The following is a 14,759-nucleotide window of genomic DNA, read 5'->3' as shown; positions in this document are numbered from 1 at the left end:
ACAAGTCCTCGATCAACGCCCACTGCTCATCCGAGAGCAACTCAAACCGCGACACGACCAGCAGCATCCCAGCCACCAACCGCGATCTTTCTCAGACACGCCCTAGGCGGCCAGCCAGGTCATCCGGGCGCCGTAGCGGGTGGTGCGGGCCAGCGCGACCGCGTCCCAGCCGCCGGCCGTGCGCCGCGCCAGGCCGAGCGTCGTCTGGCCGTCGACGGCGAAGGCCAGCTCGTCCCGCCCCGGCAGCACCGCGGACAACCCGTGCTCGTACGTCTCGTCCATGACCCACCACAGTGGACGCGACTCGCCGAGCGCGGCCAGCCGCGACAGGAACTCGCCGCGGTCGGCATCCGGCATGTGCCCCATCGTCCGGCAGGTGAGCACCACCAGCGGCACGTCCGCGGGCAGCAGGGCGAGAGCCTCGTCGAACGCGCCGACCGCGTCCCCGGCGACGATCTGCGGCGGCGACTTGCGCTGCGCCAGCGCGGCCGCCCGCAGCAGCCGCACCCGGTCCGGCTGGTCGCCCCACACGCAGGCCTCCAGCCACGCCAGCTCGTCCTCATCGGACAGATCCAGCGGCCGCGGGTCGAGCCCGGCGCGCGCCACGACGGTCAGCTTCTTCGGCAGTTTCGGCAGCACCGCGCCGGGCGCCAGGTCGAGCGCGCAGTGGAGCCCGACCGCCGCCTTGGCAGGCCCGGCGACCAGCTGCTCGCCGCCGTCGCACTGGTACCGGTAGGCGAACTTGTCCATCCCGAGCAGCAGCCCGCCCGCGGTGCCGACCTCGAGCAGCGCGATCTTGCCGCCGGCCTGCTTGGCCGCCATCGCGACCGCGGGGAACACCGACGCGGCGCGCCGCACCTCGTTGTTCGCCAGCGACCGCGACGCGAGCATGCCCGCCGCCTCGCCGGCGTGCGCGAGCAGGAACTCGCGGAACAGCGGCCACGTCTCGTCGTCAACGCCGTAGGACCCGCCCAGCGCGGGGTAGTACCGGTACAGCGGGTGGATCGGGTCGGCCTGGACCAGCCGGTGGGCGACCGCGAACAACAGCGCGGGGCTCGCCTCCTCGGGCGCGGCGGCCAGCAGGCCGGCCACCGCGTCGTCCTCGGCTGCCTTCGACGCGAGGTGCTCGTACAGCGGTGACTCGCCCGCCGCGCTCCCGGCGAACTCGTCCAACCGCCGCTTGGCTTCGGCCAACCCGATCGTCACGCGGTCTCCCTCACTCGTGCGGAACGGGACGGCCCGGCTGCTCGCCCCCACGCGCCTCACCGTAGTTCTGCTTCGGCACCAGGACCTTGCGCCGGAAGATGCACACGATCGTGCCGTCCTGCTTGTAGCCCCGGGTCTCCACGTACACCACGCCCCGGTCGTCCTTGGACTTCGACGGGGTCTTGTCCAGCACCTCGGTCTCACCGTAGATGGTGTCACCGTGGAAGGTCGGCTTGACGTGCCGCAGCGACTCGATCTCCAGGTTGGCGATCGCCTTGCCCGACACGTCCGGCACCGACATGCCCAGCAGCAGCGAGTAGATGTAGTTGCCCACCACGACGTTCTTGCCGAAGTCTGTGGTCTCCGCCGCGTAGTGCGCGTCCATGTGCAGCGGGTGGTGGTTCATGGTGAGCAGGCAGAAGAGGTGGTCGTCGTACTCGGTCACCGTCTTGCCTGGCCAGTGCTTGTACACCGCACCCACCTCGAACTCCTCGAAGTACCGCCCGAACTGCACTGGTCGACCTCCCTGCGGGTAACGCCACACCGACCTGGAGCGACGTCAACTGATGTTGAGGAGTACCCTCGACCAATGGCGGCGGTGCGTCAACGCGACAGCCGCCACGTTGCCGGTCCGGCTGGAGGAGGTGAGGAACGCAAGATGAGTAGTGGCGATAGTCCGCTCCCTAGTAAACCCAGCGTTTCCCTCCACGTGGCCGGAACCATTTCCGTGCTTTAGGCGCAGTTCGCCCGGGAAACGCTGGTAGAGCCGAGCGGACGCATTCCTGCCCGCCCGGCGGTCGTGGTACGCACTGCGAAAGCCAGGAGATCCCATGCCTGCGATTCCCTCCCTCGGCGGCCTGCGCGGCCGGGGCAACGGCCGAGCCGGCCGGGTCGAGCCGCCCGTGCCGGTTCCCGTCTCGGCCTACATCGTCGACTGCGCCGTGTACGTCGACGGCGAACGGCTGCCAGGGCGCTGGACGCACGCCGAGGCCATCAAGGAGGTCCGGCGCCGTCGCGACGGGTTCGTCTGGATCGGCCTGCACGAGCCCGACCAGCAGCAGATCCAGGGCATCGCGGAGGTCTACGGCCTGCACGAGCTGGCCGTGGAGGACGCCGTCCAGGCGCACCAGCGGCCCAAGCTGGAGCGCTACGACGACACGCTGTTCATGGTGCTCAAGACGGTCCGCTACGTCGAGCACGAGTCGCCGACCACGGCCAACGAGATCGTGGAGACCGGCGAGCTGATGGCGTTCCTCGGGCTGGACTTCATCATCACCGTCCGGCACGGGGCGCACTCCGGGCTGGCCCGGCTGCGCCGCGACCTCGACGAGGACCCGGAGCGGCTGACCAACGGCCCGGCCGCGGTGCTGCACGCCATCACCGACCTCATCGTCGACCAGTACCTCGACGTCACCTCCTCGATCGAGGAGGACATCGACGAGATGGAGGCGCGGGTGTTCGCGCCCCGCTCGTCGGTCAGCGCCGAGCAGATCTACCTCATGAAACGCGAGGTGCTGGAGCTGCGCCGCGCGGTGCTGCCGCTGGTCACGCCGGTGCGCAGGCTCGCGGAGGGCTTCACCCGGCTGGTCCCCGACGAGGTCCGGTCGTACTTCCGCGACGTGGACGACCACCTGACCACGGTGTCGGAGCGGGTGGGCAACTTCGACGAGCTGCTGACGACCCTGGTGAACGCCACGGTCGCCAAGATCACGCTCCAGCAGAACACCGACATGCGCAAGATCACCTCGTGGGCGGCCATGATCACGGTCCCCACGATGATCGCGGGTATTTACGGCATGAATTTCGACTACATGCCGGAGTTGCGCTGGAAGTTCGGGTATCCGGCGGTTCTCGTGCTGATTCTCGGGATCTGCCTGCTTCTCTACCGAATATTCAGGAAGAACAAGTGGCTCTGACCCTTTCCTGACCTGTTCGCTGGAAGGAGTTCTCCGATGACCAGACTGCTCACGAGCCTCAAGTTCTGGGCCCTCGCGCTGACCCTGGTGTGGATCGCGGTGGTGGCGGTGCTGATCGCCGACCACCCGGAACTCGCGCAGGCCCACTGACGAGTACCTATCGTGGAGGCATGCGCGCGCTGGTGGTCTCCGACGAGGTCGACGAGCAGCTGTGGGCCGGTGTGGGCCCCGGCTGCGAGGTCGGCCTCGTCCTGGCCGCCGGTGACCTGCCGTTCGACTACCTGGAGTTCCTGACCGACTCGCTGGGCGGCGTGCCGTGCGTGTTCGTGCCCGGCAACCACGACCCGGACCTGTCCGGGTTCACCCGCCACGGCGGCCTGTTCATGCGGGCAGGTTTCCCGCAGGCCTGGCCGGGGCCCGCCGGCGCGGTCAACGCCGACGGCCGGGTCGTCGACGTGTGCGGCCTGCGGATCGCCGGCCTCGGCGGCTCGGTCCGCTACAACGAGGGCCCCAACCAGTGGACGCAGGCGCAGCAGGCCCGGCGCGCCCGGCGGCTGGTCCGGCAGGCTGCGCGCAGGCAGCGTCGCGACGGGCGCGGTGTCGACGTCCTGCTCACGCACGCCCCGCCCCGCGGCGTCGGCGACCGCGAAGACCCGGCGCACCAGGGCTTCGACTGCCTGCACCGGACGATCGAGAAGATGCGGCCGGACTGGTTGCTGCACGGGCACATCCACCCCTACGGCGAACAACCCAGGGAGCACCGGATGGGCGACACGCGCGTCCGCAACGTCGTCGGCAGGCACCTGATCGCGTTCACCCCGCACGAGGTGCGGACGTGAACGCCGCGCGGGACACCGGTTTCCCCCGCGCCGACGCCGAGCACGACTTCCTGCGCGCCCGGCGGCGGCAGGTGCTGTCCCGGCTGGCGAACTGGCTGCGCCGGGAGCCCGACGACGTCAACATCATGCTGCCGTTCGACGAGGTCGTGGACGCGCTCGGCTACGTGAGCGAGCGGCGGATCGGGTTGCGGGTGATCCCGCTGAACTCGATCGTCGGCAGCGTCGACCGCGGCCGCGACTTCGACCGCCGGTTCCGGCCGACGTCCGGCCGGGTGCGGGAACGGTGGGAACGGCTCGCGCTGGCCGCCCGCCGCGGTGAGCACATCCCGCCGATCGAGGTGTACCGGGTCGGCGACCTGCACTTCGTGATCGACGGGCACCACCGGGTGTCGGTGGCCTACGCGCTGGGGCTGGAGACCATCGAGGCCGCGGTGACCGAGGTGCACACCAAGCTCAACCCGAAGGGCATCCGCTACCGGGGCGACCTGATCGTGAAGGACTACCGGCGGCTGTTCCTGTCGCGGGTGCCGCTGGCGGGCGAGGCGCGGGCGGCGATCGTGGTGAGCGACCCGTGGGACTACGCGCACCTCGGCGAGCACGTCGAGGCGTGGGGTTTCCGGCTGATGCAGTCCGAGGGGAAGTTCCTCGACCGCGCCACGATCGCGCGGCGCTGGTACGAGGAGGAGTACCTGCCGGTGGTGGAGATGATGCGGCAGGCGGAGCTGATCGGCGACCGCACCGAGGCCGAGGCCTACATGTGGGTCGCCGGGGAGCGCTACCGCCTGATCCGCCAGCACCGCTGGGACGACGAGGTCATCGAAGCGCTGCGAGCCCGCCGGCGCTGACGCACCGGCGGGCCCTTGGTCACTCAGGCGTGGACGACCGGCATGTCCGTTTCGATCTCCTCGGGCACGCCCGGCTTGATCAGCAGTCCGCAGACCACCGCGCCGAGCAGGAAGATGCCCGCCGCCCAGGTGAACGCCGTGGTGTAGCTGTGGATCGCGGCGTCCGCCAGCAGCTGCGGCGTCGGCGTCTTGCCCACGGCGAACGAGGCCGCGGCGTCGGCGGCGACCGAGCTGAGCAGCGCGGTGCCGATCGAGCCGCCGATCTGCTGGCCGGTGTTGACCGTCGCCGAGGCGACCCCGGCGTCGTGCGGGTCGACGCCCGAGATGGCGACGTTCATCGACGGCGCCATCGACAGGCCGATGCCGACCCCGGCCACCATGAGCGGGAACAGCACACCGCTGGCGTAGGTGCTGGCCGAGTCGATGCCGCTGAGCCAGAACAGCCCGGCCGCGGCGATCACCATGCCCGCGCCGACGAGGACCTTCGGCCCGACGCGCGGCAGCAGCACGCTCGTGGACAGCGTCGCGCTCACCATCAGCGTGCCGACCATCGGCAGGAACGCCAGGCCGGACGTGATCGGCGTGAACCCGAGGTTCTGCTGCAGGTAGTAGGTCAGGAACAGGAAGATGCCGAACATCCCGATGCCCAGCAGGAACACCGCGAGGTACGCGCCGCCGCGGTTGCGGTCGAGCAGCACGCGCATCGGCAGCAGCGGGTGCGCCACCCGCGTCTCGATGCGGACGAACACGCCGAGCAGCACCACACCGGCGGCCAGGAAACCCCACACCAGCGGCGAGGACCAGTCGTGGGTCTCGGCGTTGGCGAAGCCGTAGACGACGGCGAACAGGCCCAGGGTCGAGACGACCGCGCCCGGGATGTCCAGTTTCGGCCGGTCCTCCGACGGCCGGTGCCGGAGCAGGCTGGAGCCGCCGACGAAGGCGATCACCGCGAAGACGATGTTGACGAACATGCACCAGCGCCAGTCGAGGTACTCGGTGAGCACCCCGCCGAGCAGCAGTCCGACCGCGGCACCCCCGCCTGCGATCGCACCGAAGATGCCGAACGCGCGGCCGCGTTCCTTCGGGTCGGTGAACGTGGTGGTCAGCAGCGACAACGCGGCGGGCGCCAGCAGCGCGCCGAACACACCCTGCGCGGCGCGGGCGACGATCAGCATCTCGATGCCGTTCGCGGCGCCGCCGACCGCCGAGGCGAGCGCGAAGCCGGCGAGGCCGATGAGGAAGGCGCGCTTGCGGCCGAACAAGTCGTTCACGCGGCCGCCGAGCAGCAGCAGGCTGCCGAAGGCGAGCGCGTAGGCGGTGACGACCCACTGGCGGGCGTCGCTGGAGAAGCCCAGTTCGTGCTGGGCGGTGGGCAGCGCGATGTTCACGATGGTCGCGTCGAGCACGACCATCAGCTGGGCCAGTCCGATCATCACCAGGATCAGCCAGCGCCGCGCGTGGTGCGGGTCGGCCGTCGAGCCGGCTGGTCTCCCCCCGGCGGGCTCGACGTAGGTGGTTTGCGTCATTCCGGTCCTCGCAGACGTATGTGGAGTGGGGACCTCCCCTTCGCTTTCCACCGTACCCAAAAACCGGAGGAGCTATCTCAGGTTTGGTAGAATGGGTTTCATGACGCGGGACACACTGCGCGCCGCATCGCCGCGGCCGCTGCGGCGCGACGCCGAACGGAACCGGCTGCGGATCCTGTCGGCGGCCCGGGACGTGTTCCGGGAGCGGGGTTTCGACGCGACGCTGGACGACGTGGCGCACGCGGCGGGGCTGGGCGTCGGCACGGTCTACCGGCGGTTCCCGAACAAGGAACACCTGATCGACGCGATGTTCGCCCGCCGGCTGGAGGAGATCGAGGAGGGCGCCCGCGCGGCGCTGGCCGACCCGGATCCGTGGGAGGGTTTCCGGAAGTTCGTGTGGGACGCGGTCCGGATGATGGCGGACGACCGCGGGATGCGGGACACCTTGCTCAGCAACGCGTTCGGCCAGGTCGAGGTGGCGCGGGTCAAGGACAGGATGATCCCGGTGGTGACCGAGCTGGTGCAGCGGGCGAAGGACAGCGGCGCGTTGCGCGCGGACTTCGTCGAGACGGACTGCCCGGTGTTGTTCAAGATGGTCGCGTCGGTCGTGGAGTACTCGCACGACGTGGCCCCGGACCTGTGGCAGCGGTACCTGACCATGCTGCTGGACGGCCTGCGCGCGGACGGCGGGCAGCGGCAGGAGCTGCCGGTGCCGCCGCTGGACCACGAGATGCTGGACTGCGCGATGAAGGCGTGGCACTCGCGGCGTTGAGGTGGTGGCGCCGGACCGCGAGCACCGCGACGCCGGCGATCGCGGTGGCCCCGCACGCGGCGAGGACCGGCAGGTCGAGTTCGGGCGCCTCGCCGAGGACGGTCATGCCGAGCGCGGTCGCGACCACCGGGTTGGCGGCGGTCTGGCACCCGACGACGATGTCCGGCGGCCCGCTGGCGTAGGCGTGCTGGACGAGCCAGGCGGCGGTGGCGAACGCGAGGACCGCGGCGAGCAGGGAGAGCCAGGGCAGGCCGTCGGAGTGCAGGACGTCCCGGATGAGCACGGCGACCAGGCCGTAGCCCGCCCCGGCGGCGACGGCGAGGGCCGCGCTGCGGGCGATGCCCTGGGCGAGCGTGGCGACGGCGACGAGGGCGATGACGAGGACGCCGACGAGCTGACCGGCGTCGACGACGGTGTCCGGCGGGATCGTGGTGGGCTGCGCGTCGCGCGCGGTCAGGGTGACGAAGACCGCGACGGCCAGGGTGACGGCGGCGACTGCGGCGCGGGTGACGTGATCGCGGGGTCCGTTGAGGACGGTCAGGATGGGCAGCGCCAGCACGACGACCGGGGTCACGACGGTGACGGGGGCGAACGCGAGGGCGAGCGCCTGCAGGACGGTGCAGGCGGTGAGCACCAGGACGCCGAAGCGCCAGGCCGGGTTGCGCAGGAGGGCCGCCGGGCTCGTGCGGCCCGTCGTGGTGACACCGCGGTGCTGCAACCAGGCCCCCAACGCGGCGGCGACCGCCCCGAGGACCGCGCAGGCCACGCCGAGGAAGATCATCGCGGCACCGCCGACCTGGCCATCCGCCACCTCCCGTCGCTGAGGTGAGAATGCCCGCCCGCGGCTGAGAGATTCTTCAGGGCCGCGATGGGGGAAGCCCTCCCCCGGCGGGTAGCCGGTGGCGGCTCCATCGGCGCGGCGAGGTGACCGGCGGTCGACGGGCGAAACCCTCCCCCTCGCTGTTGAGGATTCAGCCACCCAGTAGTGACGCTCCTCCGGTATCGCGGCAGCCACCCCAGCGGGCGAGACCCTCTCCCGTCGCCGGCGGCGGTCAGCCACCCAGCGGGTGGAAGCCCTCCCCCGCGGCGGCTTCGGACAGCGCCTTGTCGAACGCCGCGAAGGTCCGGCACTCGCGGTCGGCCGATGCGACCAGCTGGGCGGTGGCGAGCTGGATGGCGTCGTAGGCCCGCAGGCCGTGCACCCCGGTGAGCCGGGCGGCCACGTCGAGGACGATCGGGGTCACCGGGACGACCGCGAACCGGGGCGGCTCGTCCGGGGTGCCGTGGTAGTCGGCCTCGAAGGCGGACACCAGCAGGCGGGCGTCGGCCGCGGAGATGGCGCCCATGCGGTGCTTGCGCCAGAGCGCGGCCGGGATCTCGACGCGCGCGATCTGGGAGACGACCAGCCCGGACAGCGCCTGAACCTGCTCGCTGCCCGGCTCGGCGACGTAGAGCTTGACGAGCGCGGAAGAGTCGGCGAAGACGCTCATGACGCGCTGCACTTCCGGAGGAGCACGCTGACGCGGATGCCCGGCGGCCGCCGGGTCGGTGCTCCGTCGGTCCGGACGGCAAAACCCGCCCGCCGGTCGCCCGTGGGCAAGCCGGTCACCGCGGTCCCACCCTGCGCGGTTGCGAGCCCGACAGCCCGGGGGGCACAGCCGCTCGAGCGAACAGCTCCGATCTCCGCCGCCGAATGCCCATCCCGCGCGCAGGCACGCACAGGCACGCGGCCCGCACCCGGACGGGCACCGCCGGGCGCGGGCACCACCGGCGCGGACCTCGCCGCCAATCGCGCACCACCAACTCGCCGGACGTCCCCGGCCGCCGGGCAACCCCTCACCGCGGGCCGCGTTCTTCGCTGATCAGGTCGGCGGCCAGGGGGCCCGTCGCGGCGGCGCGGCGCGCGGCGGCGGCCACCGCGGCCGGGTCGGGGCGCGTGGCCGGCGTTTCGGGTTCCCACAGCAGGCCGGCCCGGCGGAGGCGTTCGCGCAGCCGCGCGTTCTCGTCGCCCGCCAGGTCCGGATCCGTCGCCGCGTCGAGGACACGCGTGATGAACTCGTTCATGCTCTCCCCCCGTTGAGCCGCGGCCTGCCGGACCCGATGCACCAGTTCGTCGGCGGCGCGCCAGCTGACCTGACTCATGACAGCATGCTAGCAAGGATGCTGTCAGGCCAAGCCGAGAACGGGCCGGAGCACCACTTGCGGGTGACAGCGGCGCTCCGGCCCGAACGAGTACTCAGCCCTCGAAGGTCAGGTTCTTACCCGACGCCGGGTCGAACAGCTGGATCTTCTGCACGTCGAACCACACGTCGAGCGTTCCGCCTTCCCGGGCGCTCGACGCGGGGGACAGCCGGGCCGTGATGGAGGCTCCGCCGCCCGGCACGTCGTCCGCTCCGGCGTCCGCCGCCAGCTCGGCCAGCTCCGACGACGTCGCCGTCGCGCCCTCGACCGTGAAATACGCGTACTTCTCCGACCCCATCGACTCCAGCACGTCGACGTGGGCGCTGAACACGCAACCGCCGGCGCGGGCGGACTCCTCCAGCAATCCGGCGTCTTCGAAGTGCTCGGGCCGGATGCCGGCGATCACCTCCCGCGGCGCGTTCGCCTCCTCCGCCAGCCGCCGCAACCGGTCCGGCAGCTGGACCGTGCCCAGCGCGCTCTTCAGGCTCCCGTCCTCCAGCGTCGCCGGCACGAAGTTCATCGACGGCGAGCCGATGAAACCGGCCACGAACAGGTTGGTCGGGTGGTCGTAGAGGAACTGCGGCGAACCGATCTGCTGCACGTACCCGGCCCGCAGCACCACGACCCGGTCGCCCAGCGTCATGGCCTCCGTCTGGTCGTGCGTGACGTACAGCGTGGTCGTACCGAGCTGGCGCTGCAGCTTCGACACCGACGTCCGCATCTGCCCGCGCAGCTTCGCGTCCAGGTTGGACAACGGCTCGTCCATCAGGAACGCCTTGGGGCTGCGCACGATCGCGCGTCCCATCGCGACGCGCTGCCGCTGGCCACCGGACAGGTTGGACGGTTTGCGGTCCAGGTGCTGCGTCAGGTCCAGGATCTCCGCGGCCTCCTCGACCTTCGCCTTCACCGTCGCGTCGTCGATCTTGGCCAGTCGCAGCGGGAAGGCCATGTTCTCCCGCACGCTCATGTGCGGGTACAGCGCGTAGGACTGGAACACCATCGCGATGTCCCGGTCCTTCGGCGCCTTCTCGTTCATCCGCTCGCCGTCGATGCGCAGCTCGCCGGAGGAGATGTCCTCCAGCCCGGCCACCATGTTCAGCGTGGTCGACTTCCCGCACCCGGACGGCCCGACCAGGATGATGAACTCACCGTCGGCCACCTGCAGGTCCACTTCGGACACGGCGAGCGCACCGTCCGGATAGCGCTTGCTCACCTTGTCCAGCACGATCTCAGCCATTGGCGCTACCCCTTCACCGCACCGGAGGTCAGCCCCGCGACGATGCGGCGCTGGAAGAACAACACGAACAGGATGATCGGGACGGTGATCACGACCGCGGCGGCGCAGATCGTCCCGGTCGGGTCCTCGAACTGCGAGGCCCCGGTGAAGAACGACAACGCCGCCGGCACCGTCCGCGACGCGTTGGTCGAGGTCAGCGAGATGGCGAACAGGAAGTCGTTCCAGCAGAAGATGAACACCAGGATCGCGGTGGTGAACACCCCCGGCGCGGCCAGCGGGGCGATGACCCGCCGGAACGCCTGGCCCGGCGTGGCGCCGTCCATCTTGGCCGCCTTCTCCAGCTCCCAGGGGATCTCCCGGAAGAACGCGGACAGCGTGTAGATCGCCAGCGGCAGCGCGAACGTGATGTACGGCAGGATCAGGCCCGGCCAGGTGTCGAACAGCCCGAGCGTGCGCTCGATGTTGAACAGCGGGCTCACCAGCGACACCTGCGGGAACATCGCGATCAGCAGCGAGACCCCGACCAGCAGCTGCTTGCCGGGGAAGTCCAGCCGCGCGATCGCGTACGCGGCCATCGTCCCCAGGATCACCGCGATCAGCGTCGCGATGAGCGAGATGCCGATCGAGTTGATCAGCGCCCGCACGAAGTCCAGGGTCTGGAAGATGTCCGCGTAGTTCTGCAGCGTCCACGACCGCGGGATGAACTTCCCGTCGTCGATGGTGTCCTTCGTCTTCAGCGACAGCGACAGGATCCACAGCACCGGAACCAGCGCGTAGACCACCACCACGATGTCGATCAGCGTCCACTTCGTCTTGCGGCCGGTGGTGACCGCTCCGCCCATCACCATCAGCGCTTGCCCCCCTTGTCGCTGCCGGGCGCCGCGGTGCCGAACAGCTTGATGAAGATGAACGCGATGATCGCGACCGTGATGAAGATGAGCACCGACATCGTCGAGCCGATGCCCAGGTTCAGGCCCTTGATCAGGTTGTTGTAGGTCTGCATGGACACCGACGACGTGTCGTTCTGCCCGCCGGTGAGCACGTAGATGTTGTCGAAGATGCGGAACGCGTCCAGGGTGCGGAACAGCAGCGCCACCAGGATCGCCGGCTTCATCACCGGCACGATCACCTTGATGAACCGCTGCCACGCGTTCGCGCCGTCCATCGCCGCGGCCTTGAGCAGGTCGTCCGGCACCAGCGCGAGCCCGGCCATCAGCAGCAGCGCCATGAACGGCGTCGTCTTCCACACCTCGGCGAGGATGATGATCGCCATCGACGGGATGTACTGCGTCAGCGGCGCCGAGTCACCGGCCAGGGTGTTGGCCAGGTACCCGGTGTCCGGGGTCCACGCGTAGTACCAGGAGAACGCGGCCACCACGGTCACGATCCCGTACGGGATCAGCGAAACCGTGCGCACCAGGCCGCGGCCGACCAGCGTGCGGTGCATGATCAACGCGAGCAGCATGCCCAGCACCAGCTCGATCGCCACCGAGATGACCGTGAGCGCCATCGTGGTGCCGAACGCCGTCCACCAGTAGGAGTCCGACAGCACCGCCGCGTAGTTGGCGAACCCGACGAACTCGGTCTGCTGCGGGAACCGCAGGTCGTACCGCTGCAGCGACAACCAGATCGAGTAGACGATCGGGTAGCCGGTGACCGCGACCATCACGAACGCCGCGGGCGCGCACAGCAGCCAGCCCAGCCGCCGCTCGGCCCTCTTCCCTTCGCTCAGCGCCGGTTTGCCCGGTCTCGCCGTGGTCCGCTGCGGCGCCGAAACGTCCTCGACCGTGCTCACGGGATCACCCCTTTCGAGTTCAGCGCGTCGGTCAGCTTGGTGCGCAGCTCTTCGGCCGTCCGCTGCGGATCGATCTCCGACGGCGGCGACAGCACCTTGGAGATCACGGTCGACAGGCTCTGGTACGCCGGGGTCAGCGGGCGCACCGCGGGATCCTTGAGCGCGGCGAAGATCGCGTCCCGCATCGGGTACGCGGTGGCCATGCTCGGGTTGTTGTCCGCGTCGACCGGCTTGGTCGGGTCGAGCGGGGTGTCGTCGGTGTAGAGCGACTCGATGCTCGGCGGGACACCGTCGTTGAGCGCGGAGAACTTCTGGTTCTCCGGGCTGCGCAGGCACAGCGCCGCCTCGAACGCCTCCGGCTTGTGCTTGGACGTGGTGCTGACCGCGAGGTCGTAGCCACCGATCGTGGTTTTCGCCGGGATGCCCGGGTCCACGGCCGGGTAGGTGGACCACTTGAAGTGCTGCAGGTCCTGCGGCTGCTCGTCGGCGAACGAGGCGTAGACGAACGGCCAGTTCAGCTCGAACGCGCCGTTGCCGCGCTGGAACGCCTGCCGGACGTCGTCCTCCTTCTGGTTCGTCAGCGACGGGTCGGTGATGCCGCTGGAGGTGACCCGCTTGAGGATCTCCAGGGCCTGCACCGCGCCCTCGTCCATGACCACGGACTTGCCGTCGTCGGAGAGGATGTGCCCGCCCGCGGAGGCGACCAGGGTGTTGTAGACGACCACCAGGCCCTCGTACTGGGCGCCGGTGAACAGGATGTTGTGCGGCTTGCCCGCCGCCTTGAGCTGCTCGGCCTCGGCGATCATCTCGTCCCAGGTCGCGGGCGGCTGCGGCGTGATCCGGTCGTCGTACCAGAGCAGCTGGACGTTGGTGTTCTTCGTCGCCGCGTACAGCTTGCCGTTCCAGGTCGCGGTGGCCAGCGGACCGGGCAGCACGCCCGCCTCCGCCCGTGCCTTGTTCGACCCCGTCCACTCCTCGGCCCAGCCGGCCTCGGCGAACTCCGGCACCCAGGTGACGTCCAGGCCCAGGATGTCCAGGCCGTCGTCACCGGCGGCGAGCCGGCGGGCCATCTGCAGCCGCTGGTCGTCGGCGCCGCGCTGCAGCTTGTTGTAGACGATCCGGTACCGCCCCGCCGCCTGGGCGTTGCAGTTGTCCACGACCGTCTGGAACGTGTCCTCCGGCGCGTAGTACAGGTTGAGCGTGATCCCCTGTTCGGATCCGCACGCGGTCACCAGGCCGGCCGTCAGCATGGCCGTCCCGGCCACCGCCGCGATCCTGCCGGGCGGCCTGCCCCGGCTCTTACCGTTCCCCATCAGGCCTCCTCCTCGGCACGCGGCCGGCGGGAGACCCACCCCGCACGCCGTCGTGCATGCAATCAAGCAACCCGAGGGTGTCAACCCGGGTCGCACGATCGGTGGGAACTGAAACTATGCCCGGCGATCACGCACCGCAAGCGGTGGAGGTCACGATTCAGCTCGATGACCCGGATGGCCGCATCGCGAGCTTCGCCAGCAGGTCACGGCCCTGCTCCGCGTTGCGCGGCTGGCACAGGACGTCGTAGCGGCCGGCGACGAGCTGGCTGGCCGAGGCGAAGTCGCGGCGGCCGCGCGAGGAGGCGTAGCTGATGGCCGCGAACACCAGGCCGAACAGCACACCGGAGACCAGGCCGACCAGGATCGGCTGGTAGGTGACCTCCGCGCCGGAGGCGAACATGGCCAGCAGGAAACCCACGAACAAGCCGAACCAGGCGCCGGAAATCGCGCCGGTCATGAGGACGCGGCCCCACGACAGGCGGCCCAGCACCCGCTCGACGAGCATCAGATCCACGCCGACGATGGTCACGTCCTCGACCGCGAACTGGTTGTCAGCGAGGTAGTCGACCGCCCGCTGCGCCTCCTGGTAGGTGGCGTAGGAGCCGATCGGCCACCCCGTGGGCGGCGTCGGCAAGCGCGGCAGGCCCTGTGCTTGACGGCCGCCGGAGGAGAACGGGCTGGTCACGGTCATCACCTGTGCTGTCGTAGTGATCGAGTGACTTCATCCTGCCAACCCCTATGAAACCACGCGAACCCGACACTCCAACTGCCTTCAGCGGGGGCCGGCCGGGGCCTGCGGCTTCGCGACCGGGTTGGAGCCCGGTCGCGCGGTCCGCGATCAGGTCCGCCAGCAACCCTCCTTCACCGGCGCCGACACGCGAGGTGCGACCTGGAGGGTGCAGGCCTAATTGCGCGTGGCGCTGTTTTCGGCCGTGGGCGGCGACGGGACCTCGCCCCGGAGCAGTTCACCTCGTTCGGGCGGCTCGACCGCGATCCCGACGTCCGGAGGGCGCTCGCCGGGAGTGCGGCCCGCCCACGGACGATGGGCGGGCCGCGCCGGGGTCAGGAGCGGGACTGGTACTCGCGCAGCAGGCCGCGGCTGATGATCGTCTTCTGGATCTCGCTGGTG

At 70.3% G+C, this 14,759-nt stretch carries 14 protein-coding genes; 4 read left to right on the top strand and 10 right to left on the bottom strand.

Features of this window, described 5'->3' with window-relative positions; genetic code table 11:
• Positions 1-102 precede the first annotated feature (102 nt).
• Entirely contained in the window at positions 103-1,206 is a 1,104-nt protein-coding gene (locus L2C96_RS42960; protein ID WP_027936277.1) for a DUF2332 domain-containing protein, read from the bottom strand.
• A 10-nt stretch (positions 1,207-1,216) separates the two neighbouring features.
• Positions 1,217-1,720 carry a MaoC family dehydratase gene (locus L2C96_RS42955; protein WP_020420921.1) on the bottom strand — a complete coding sequence of 168 codons (504 nt, stop codon included), beginning with the start codon at positions 1,718-1,720 and terminating at the stop codon, positions 1,217-1,219.
• A 316-nt stretch (positions 1,721-2,036) separates the two neighbouring features.
• Between L2C96_RS42955 and L2C96_RS42950 the strand changes: the two genes are divergently transcribed.
• From L2C96_RS42950 to L2C96_RS42940, 3 genes are all read left to right on the top strand, one after another.
• The gene (locus tag L2C96_RS42950; protein WP_020420922.1) at positions 2,037-3,122 is read left to right on the top strand and encodes a magnesium and cobalt transport protein CorA; all 1,086 of its coding nucleotides are present in this window, start codon (positions 2,037-2,039) and stop codon (positions 3,120-3,122) included.
• 170 nt (positions 3,123-3,292) lie between these two features.
• The gene (locus L2C96_RS42945) at positions 3,293-3,961 is read left to right on the top strand and encodes a metallophosphoesterase family protein (RefSeq protein WP_237340168.1); all 669 of its coding nucleotides are present in this window, start codon (positions 3,293-3,295) and stop codon (positions 3,959-3,961) included.
• Positions 3,958-4,806, top strand: a complete 849-nt coding sequence (locus L2C96_RS42940) for a ParB N-terminal domain-containing protein (RefSeq protein ID WP_020420924.1) — start codon at positions 3,958-3,960, stop codon at positions 4,804-4,806. The genes L2C96_RS42945 and L2C96_RS42940 overlap by 4 nt, the downstream gene beginning before the upstream one ends.
• A 23-nt stretch (positions 4,807-4,829) precedes the next feature.
• On the opposite strand, the gene L2C96_RS42935 is transcribed toward L2C96_RS42940, so the two are convergent.
• Complete coding sequence (locus tag L2C96_RS42935; protein ID WP_020420925.1) at positions 4,830-6,332, bottom strand: MFS transporter; 1,503 nt, start codon at positions 6,330-6,332, stop codon at positions 4,830-4,832.
• Between the two features lie 91 nt (positions 6,333-6,423).
• On the opposite strand from L2C96_RS42935, the gene L2C96_RS42930 reads away from it, so the two are divergent.
• Entirely contained in the window at positions 6,424-7,104 is a 681-nt protein-coding gene (locus L2C96_RS42930) for a TetR/AcrR family transcriptional regulator (RefSeq protein ID WP_020420926.1), read from the top strand.
• A 1,052-nt stretch (positions 7,105-8,156) separates the two neighbouring features.
• Here the strand turns inward: L2C96_RS42930 and L2C96_RS42925 are convergent.
• From L2C96_RS42925 to L2C96_RS42895, 7 genes are all read right to left on the bottom strand, one after another.
• The gene (locus L2C96_RS42925) at positions 8,157-8,594 is read right to left on the bottom strand and encodes a type II toxin-antitoxin system VapC family toxin (RefSeq protein ID WP_020420928.1); all 438 of its coding nucleotides are present in this window, start codon (positions 8,592-8,594) and stop codon (positions 8,157-8,159) included.
• A 346-nt stretch (positions 8,595-8,940) separates the two neighbouring features.
• Positions 8,941-9,246, bottom strand: a complete 306-nt coding sequence (locus L2C96_RS42920) for a hypothetical protein (RefSeq protein ID WP_027936279.1) — start codon at positions 9,244-9,246, stop codon at positions 8,941-8,943.
• Positions 9,247-9,340: 94 nt separating this feature from the next.
• Positions 9,341-10,522 carry an ABC transporter ATP-binding protein gene (locus tag L2C96_RS42915; protein WP_020420930.1) on the bottom strand — a complete coding sequence of 394 codons (1,182 nt, stop codon included), beginning with the start codon at positions 10,520-10,522 and terminating at the stop codon, positions 9,341-9,343.
• A 5-nt stretch (positions 10,523-10,527) separates the two neighbouring features.
• A complete protein-coding gene (locus L2C96_RS42910) occupies positions 10,528-11,370 on the bottom strand; it encodes a carbohydrate ABC transporter permease (protein ID WP_027936280.1) in 843 nt (280 codons plus the stop codon).
• On the bottom strand, positions 11,370-12,317 hold the full coding sequence (locus L2C96_RS42905) for a carbohydrate ABC transporter permease (protein ID WP_020420932.1): 948 nt from the start codon (positions 12,315-12,317) through the stop codon (positions 11,370-11,372). Before L2C96_RS42905 ends, L2C96_RS42910 begins: the two co-directional genes overlap by 1 nt.
• Positions 12,314-13,630 carry an ABC transporter substrate-binding protein gene (locus tag L2C96_RS42900; RefSeq protein ID WP_237340167.1) on the bottom strand — a complete coding sequence of 439 codons (1,317 nt, stop codon included), beginning with the start codon at positions 13,628-13,630 and terminating at the stop codon, positions 12,314-12,316. The genes L2C96_RS42905 and L2C96_RS42900 overlap by 4 nt, the downstream gene beginning before the upstream one ends.
• Positions 13,631-13,787: 157 nt before the next feature.
• On the bottom strand, positions 13,788-14,321 hold the full coding sequence (locus L2C96_RS42895; RefSeq protein ID WP_017986924.1) for a YflT domain-containing protein: 534 nt from the start codon (positions 14,319-14,321) through the stop codon (positions 13,788-13,790).
• Positions 14,322-14,759: the final 438 nt, after the last annotated feature.

This window comes from Amycolatopsis tucumanensis, assembly GCF_021654135.1.
Taxonomy (GTDB): domain Bacteria; phylum Actinomycetota; class Actinomycetes; order Mycobacteriales; family Pseudonocardiaceae; genus Amycolatopsis_E; species Amycolatopsis_E tucumanensis.
This window is presented reverse-complemented; position numbering and strand designations above follow the sequence as displayed.

What these genes read in the sequence shown, in the direction of transcription:
- L2C96_RS42925 (WP_020420928.1), bottom strand. Translation starts at nt 8,594, where the DNA reads ATGAGCGTCTTCGCCGACTCTTCCGCGCTCGTCAAGCTCTACGTCGCC.
- L2C96_RS42950 (WP_020420922.1), top strand. Translation starts at nt 2,037, where the DNA reads ATGCCTGCGATTCCCTCCCTCGGCGGCCTGCGCGGCCGGGGCAACGGC.
- L2C96_RS42900 (WP_237340167.1), bottom strand. Translation starts at nt 13,630, where the DNA reads ATGGGGAACGGTAAGAGCCGGGGCAGGCCGCCCGGCAGGATCGCGGCG.
- L2C96_RS42920 (WP_027936279.1), bottom strand. Translation starts at nt 9,246, where the DNA reads ATGAGTCAGGTCAGCTGGCGCGCCGCCGACGAACTGGTGCATCGGGTC.
- L2C96_RS42935 (WP_020420925.1), bottom strand. Translation starts at nt 6,332, where the DNA reads ATGACGCAAACCACCTACGTCGAGCCCGCCGGGGGGAGACCAGCCGGC.
- L2C96_RS42930 (WP_020420926.1), top strand. Translation starts at nt 6,424, where the DNA reads ATGGGTTTCATGACGCGGGACACACTGCGCGCCGCATCGCCGCGGCCG.
- L2C96_RS42945 (WP_237340168.1), top strand. Translation starts at nt 3,293, where the DNA reads ATGCGCGCGCTGGTGGTCTCCGACGAGGTCGACGAGCAGCTGTGGGCC.
- L2C96_RS42910 (WP_027936280.1), bottom strand. Translation starts at nt 11,370, where the DNA reads ATGGTGATGGGCGGAGCGGTCACCACCGGCCGCAAGACGAAGTGGACG.
- L2C96_RS42895 (WP_017986924.1), bottom strand. Translation starts at nt 14,321, where the DNA reads ATGACCGTGACCAGCCCGTTCTCCTCCGGCGGCCGTCAAGCACAGGGC.
- L2C96_RS42915 (WP_020420930.1), bottom strand. Translation starts at nt 10,522, where the DNA reads ATGGCTGAGATCGTGCTGGACAAGGTGAGCAAGCGCTATCCGGACGGT.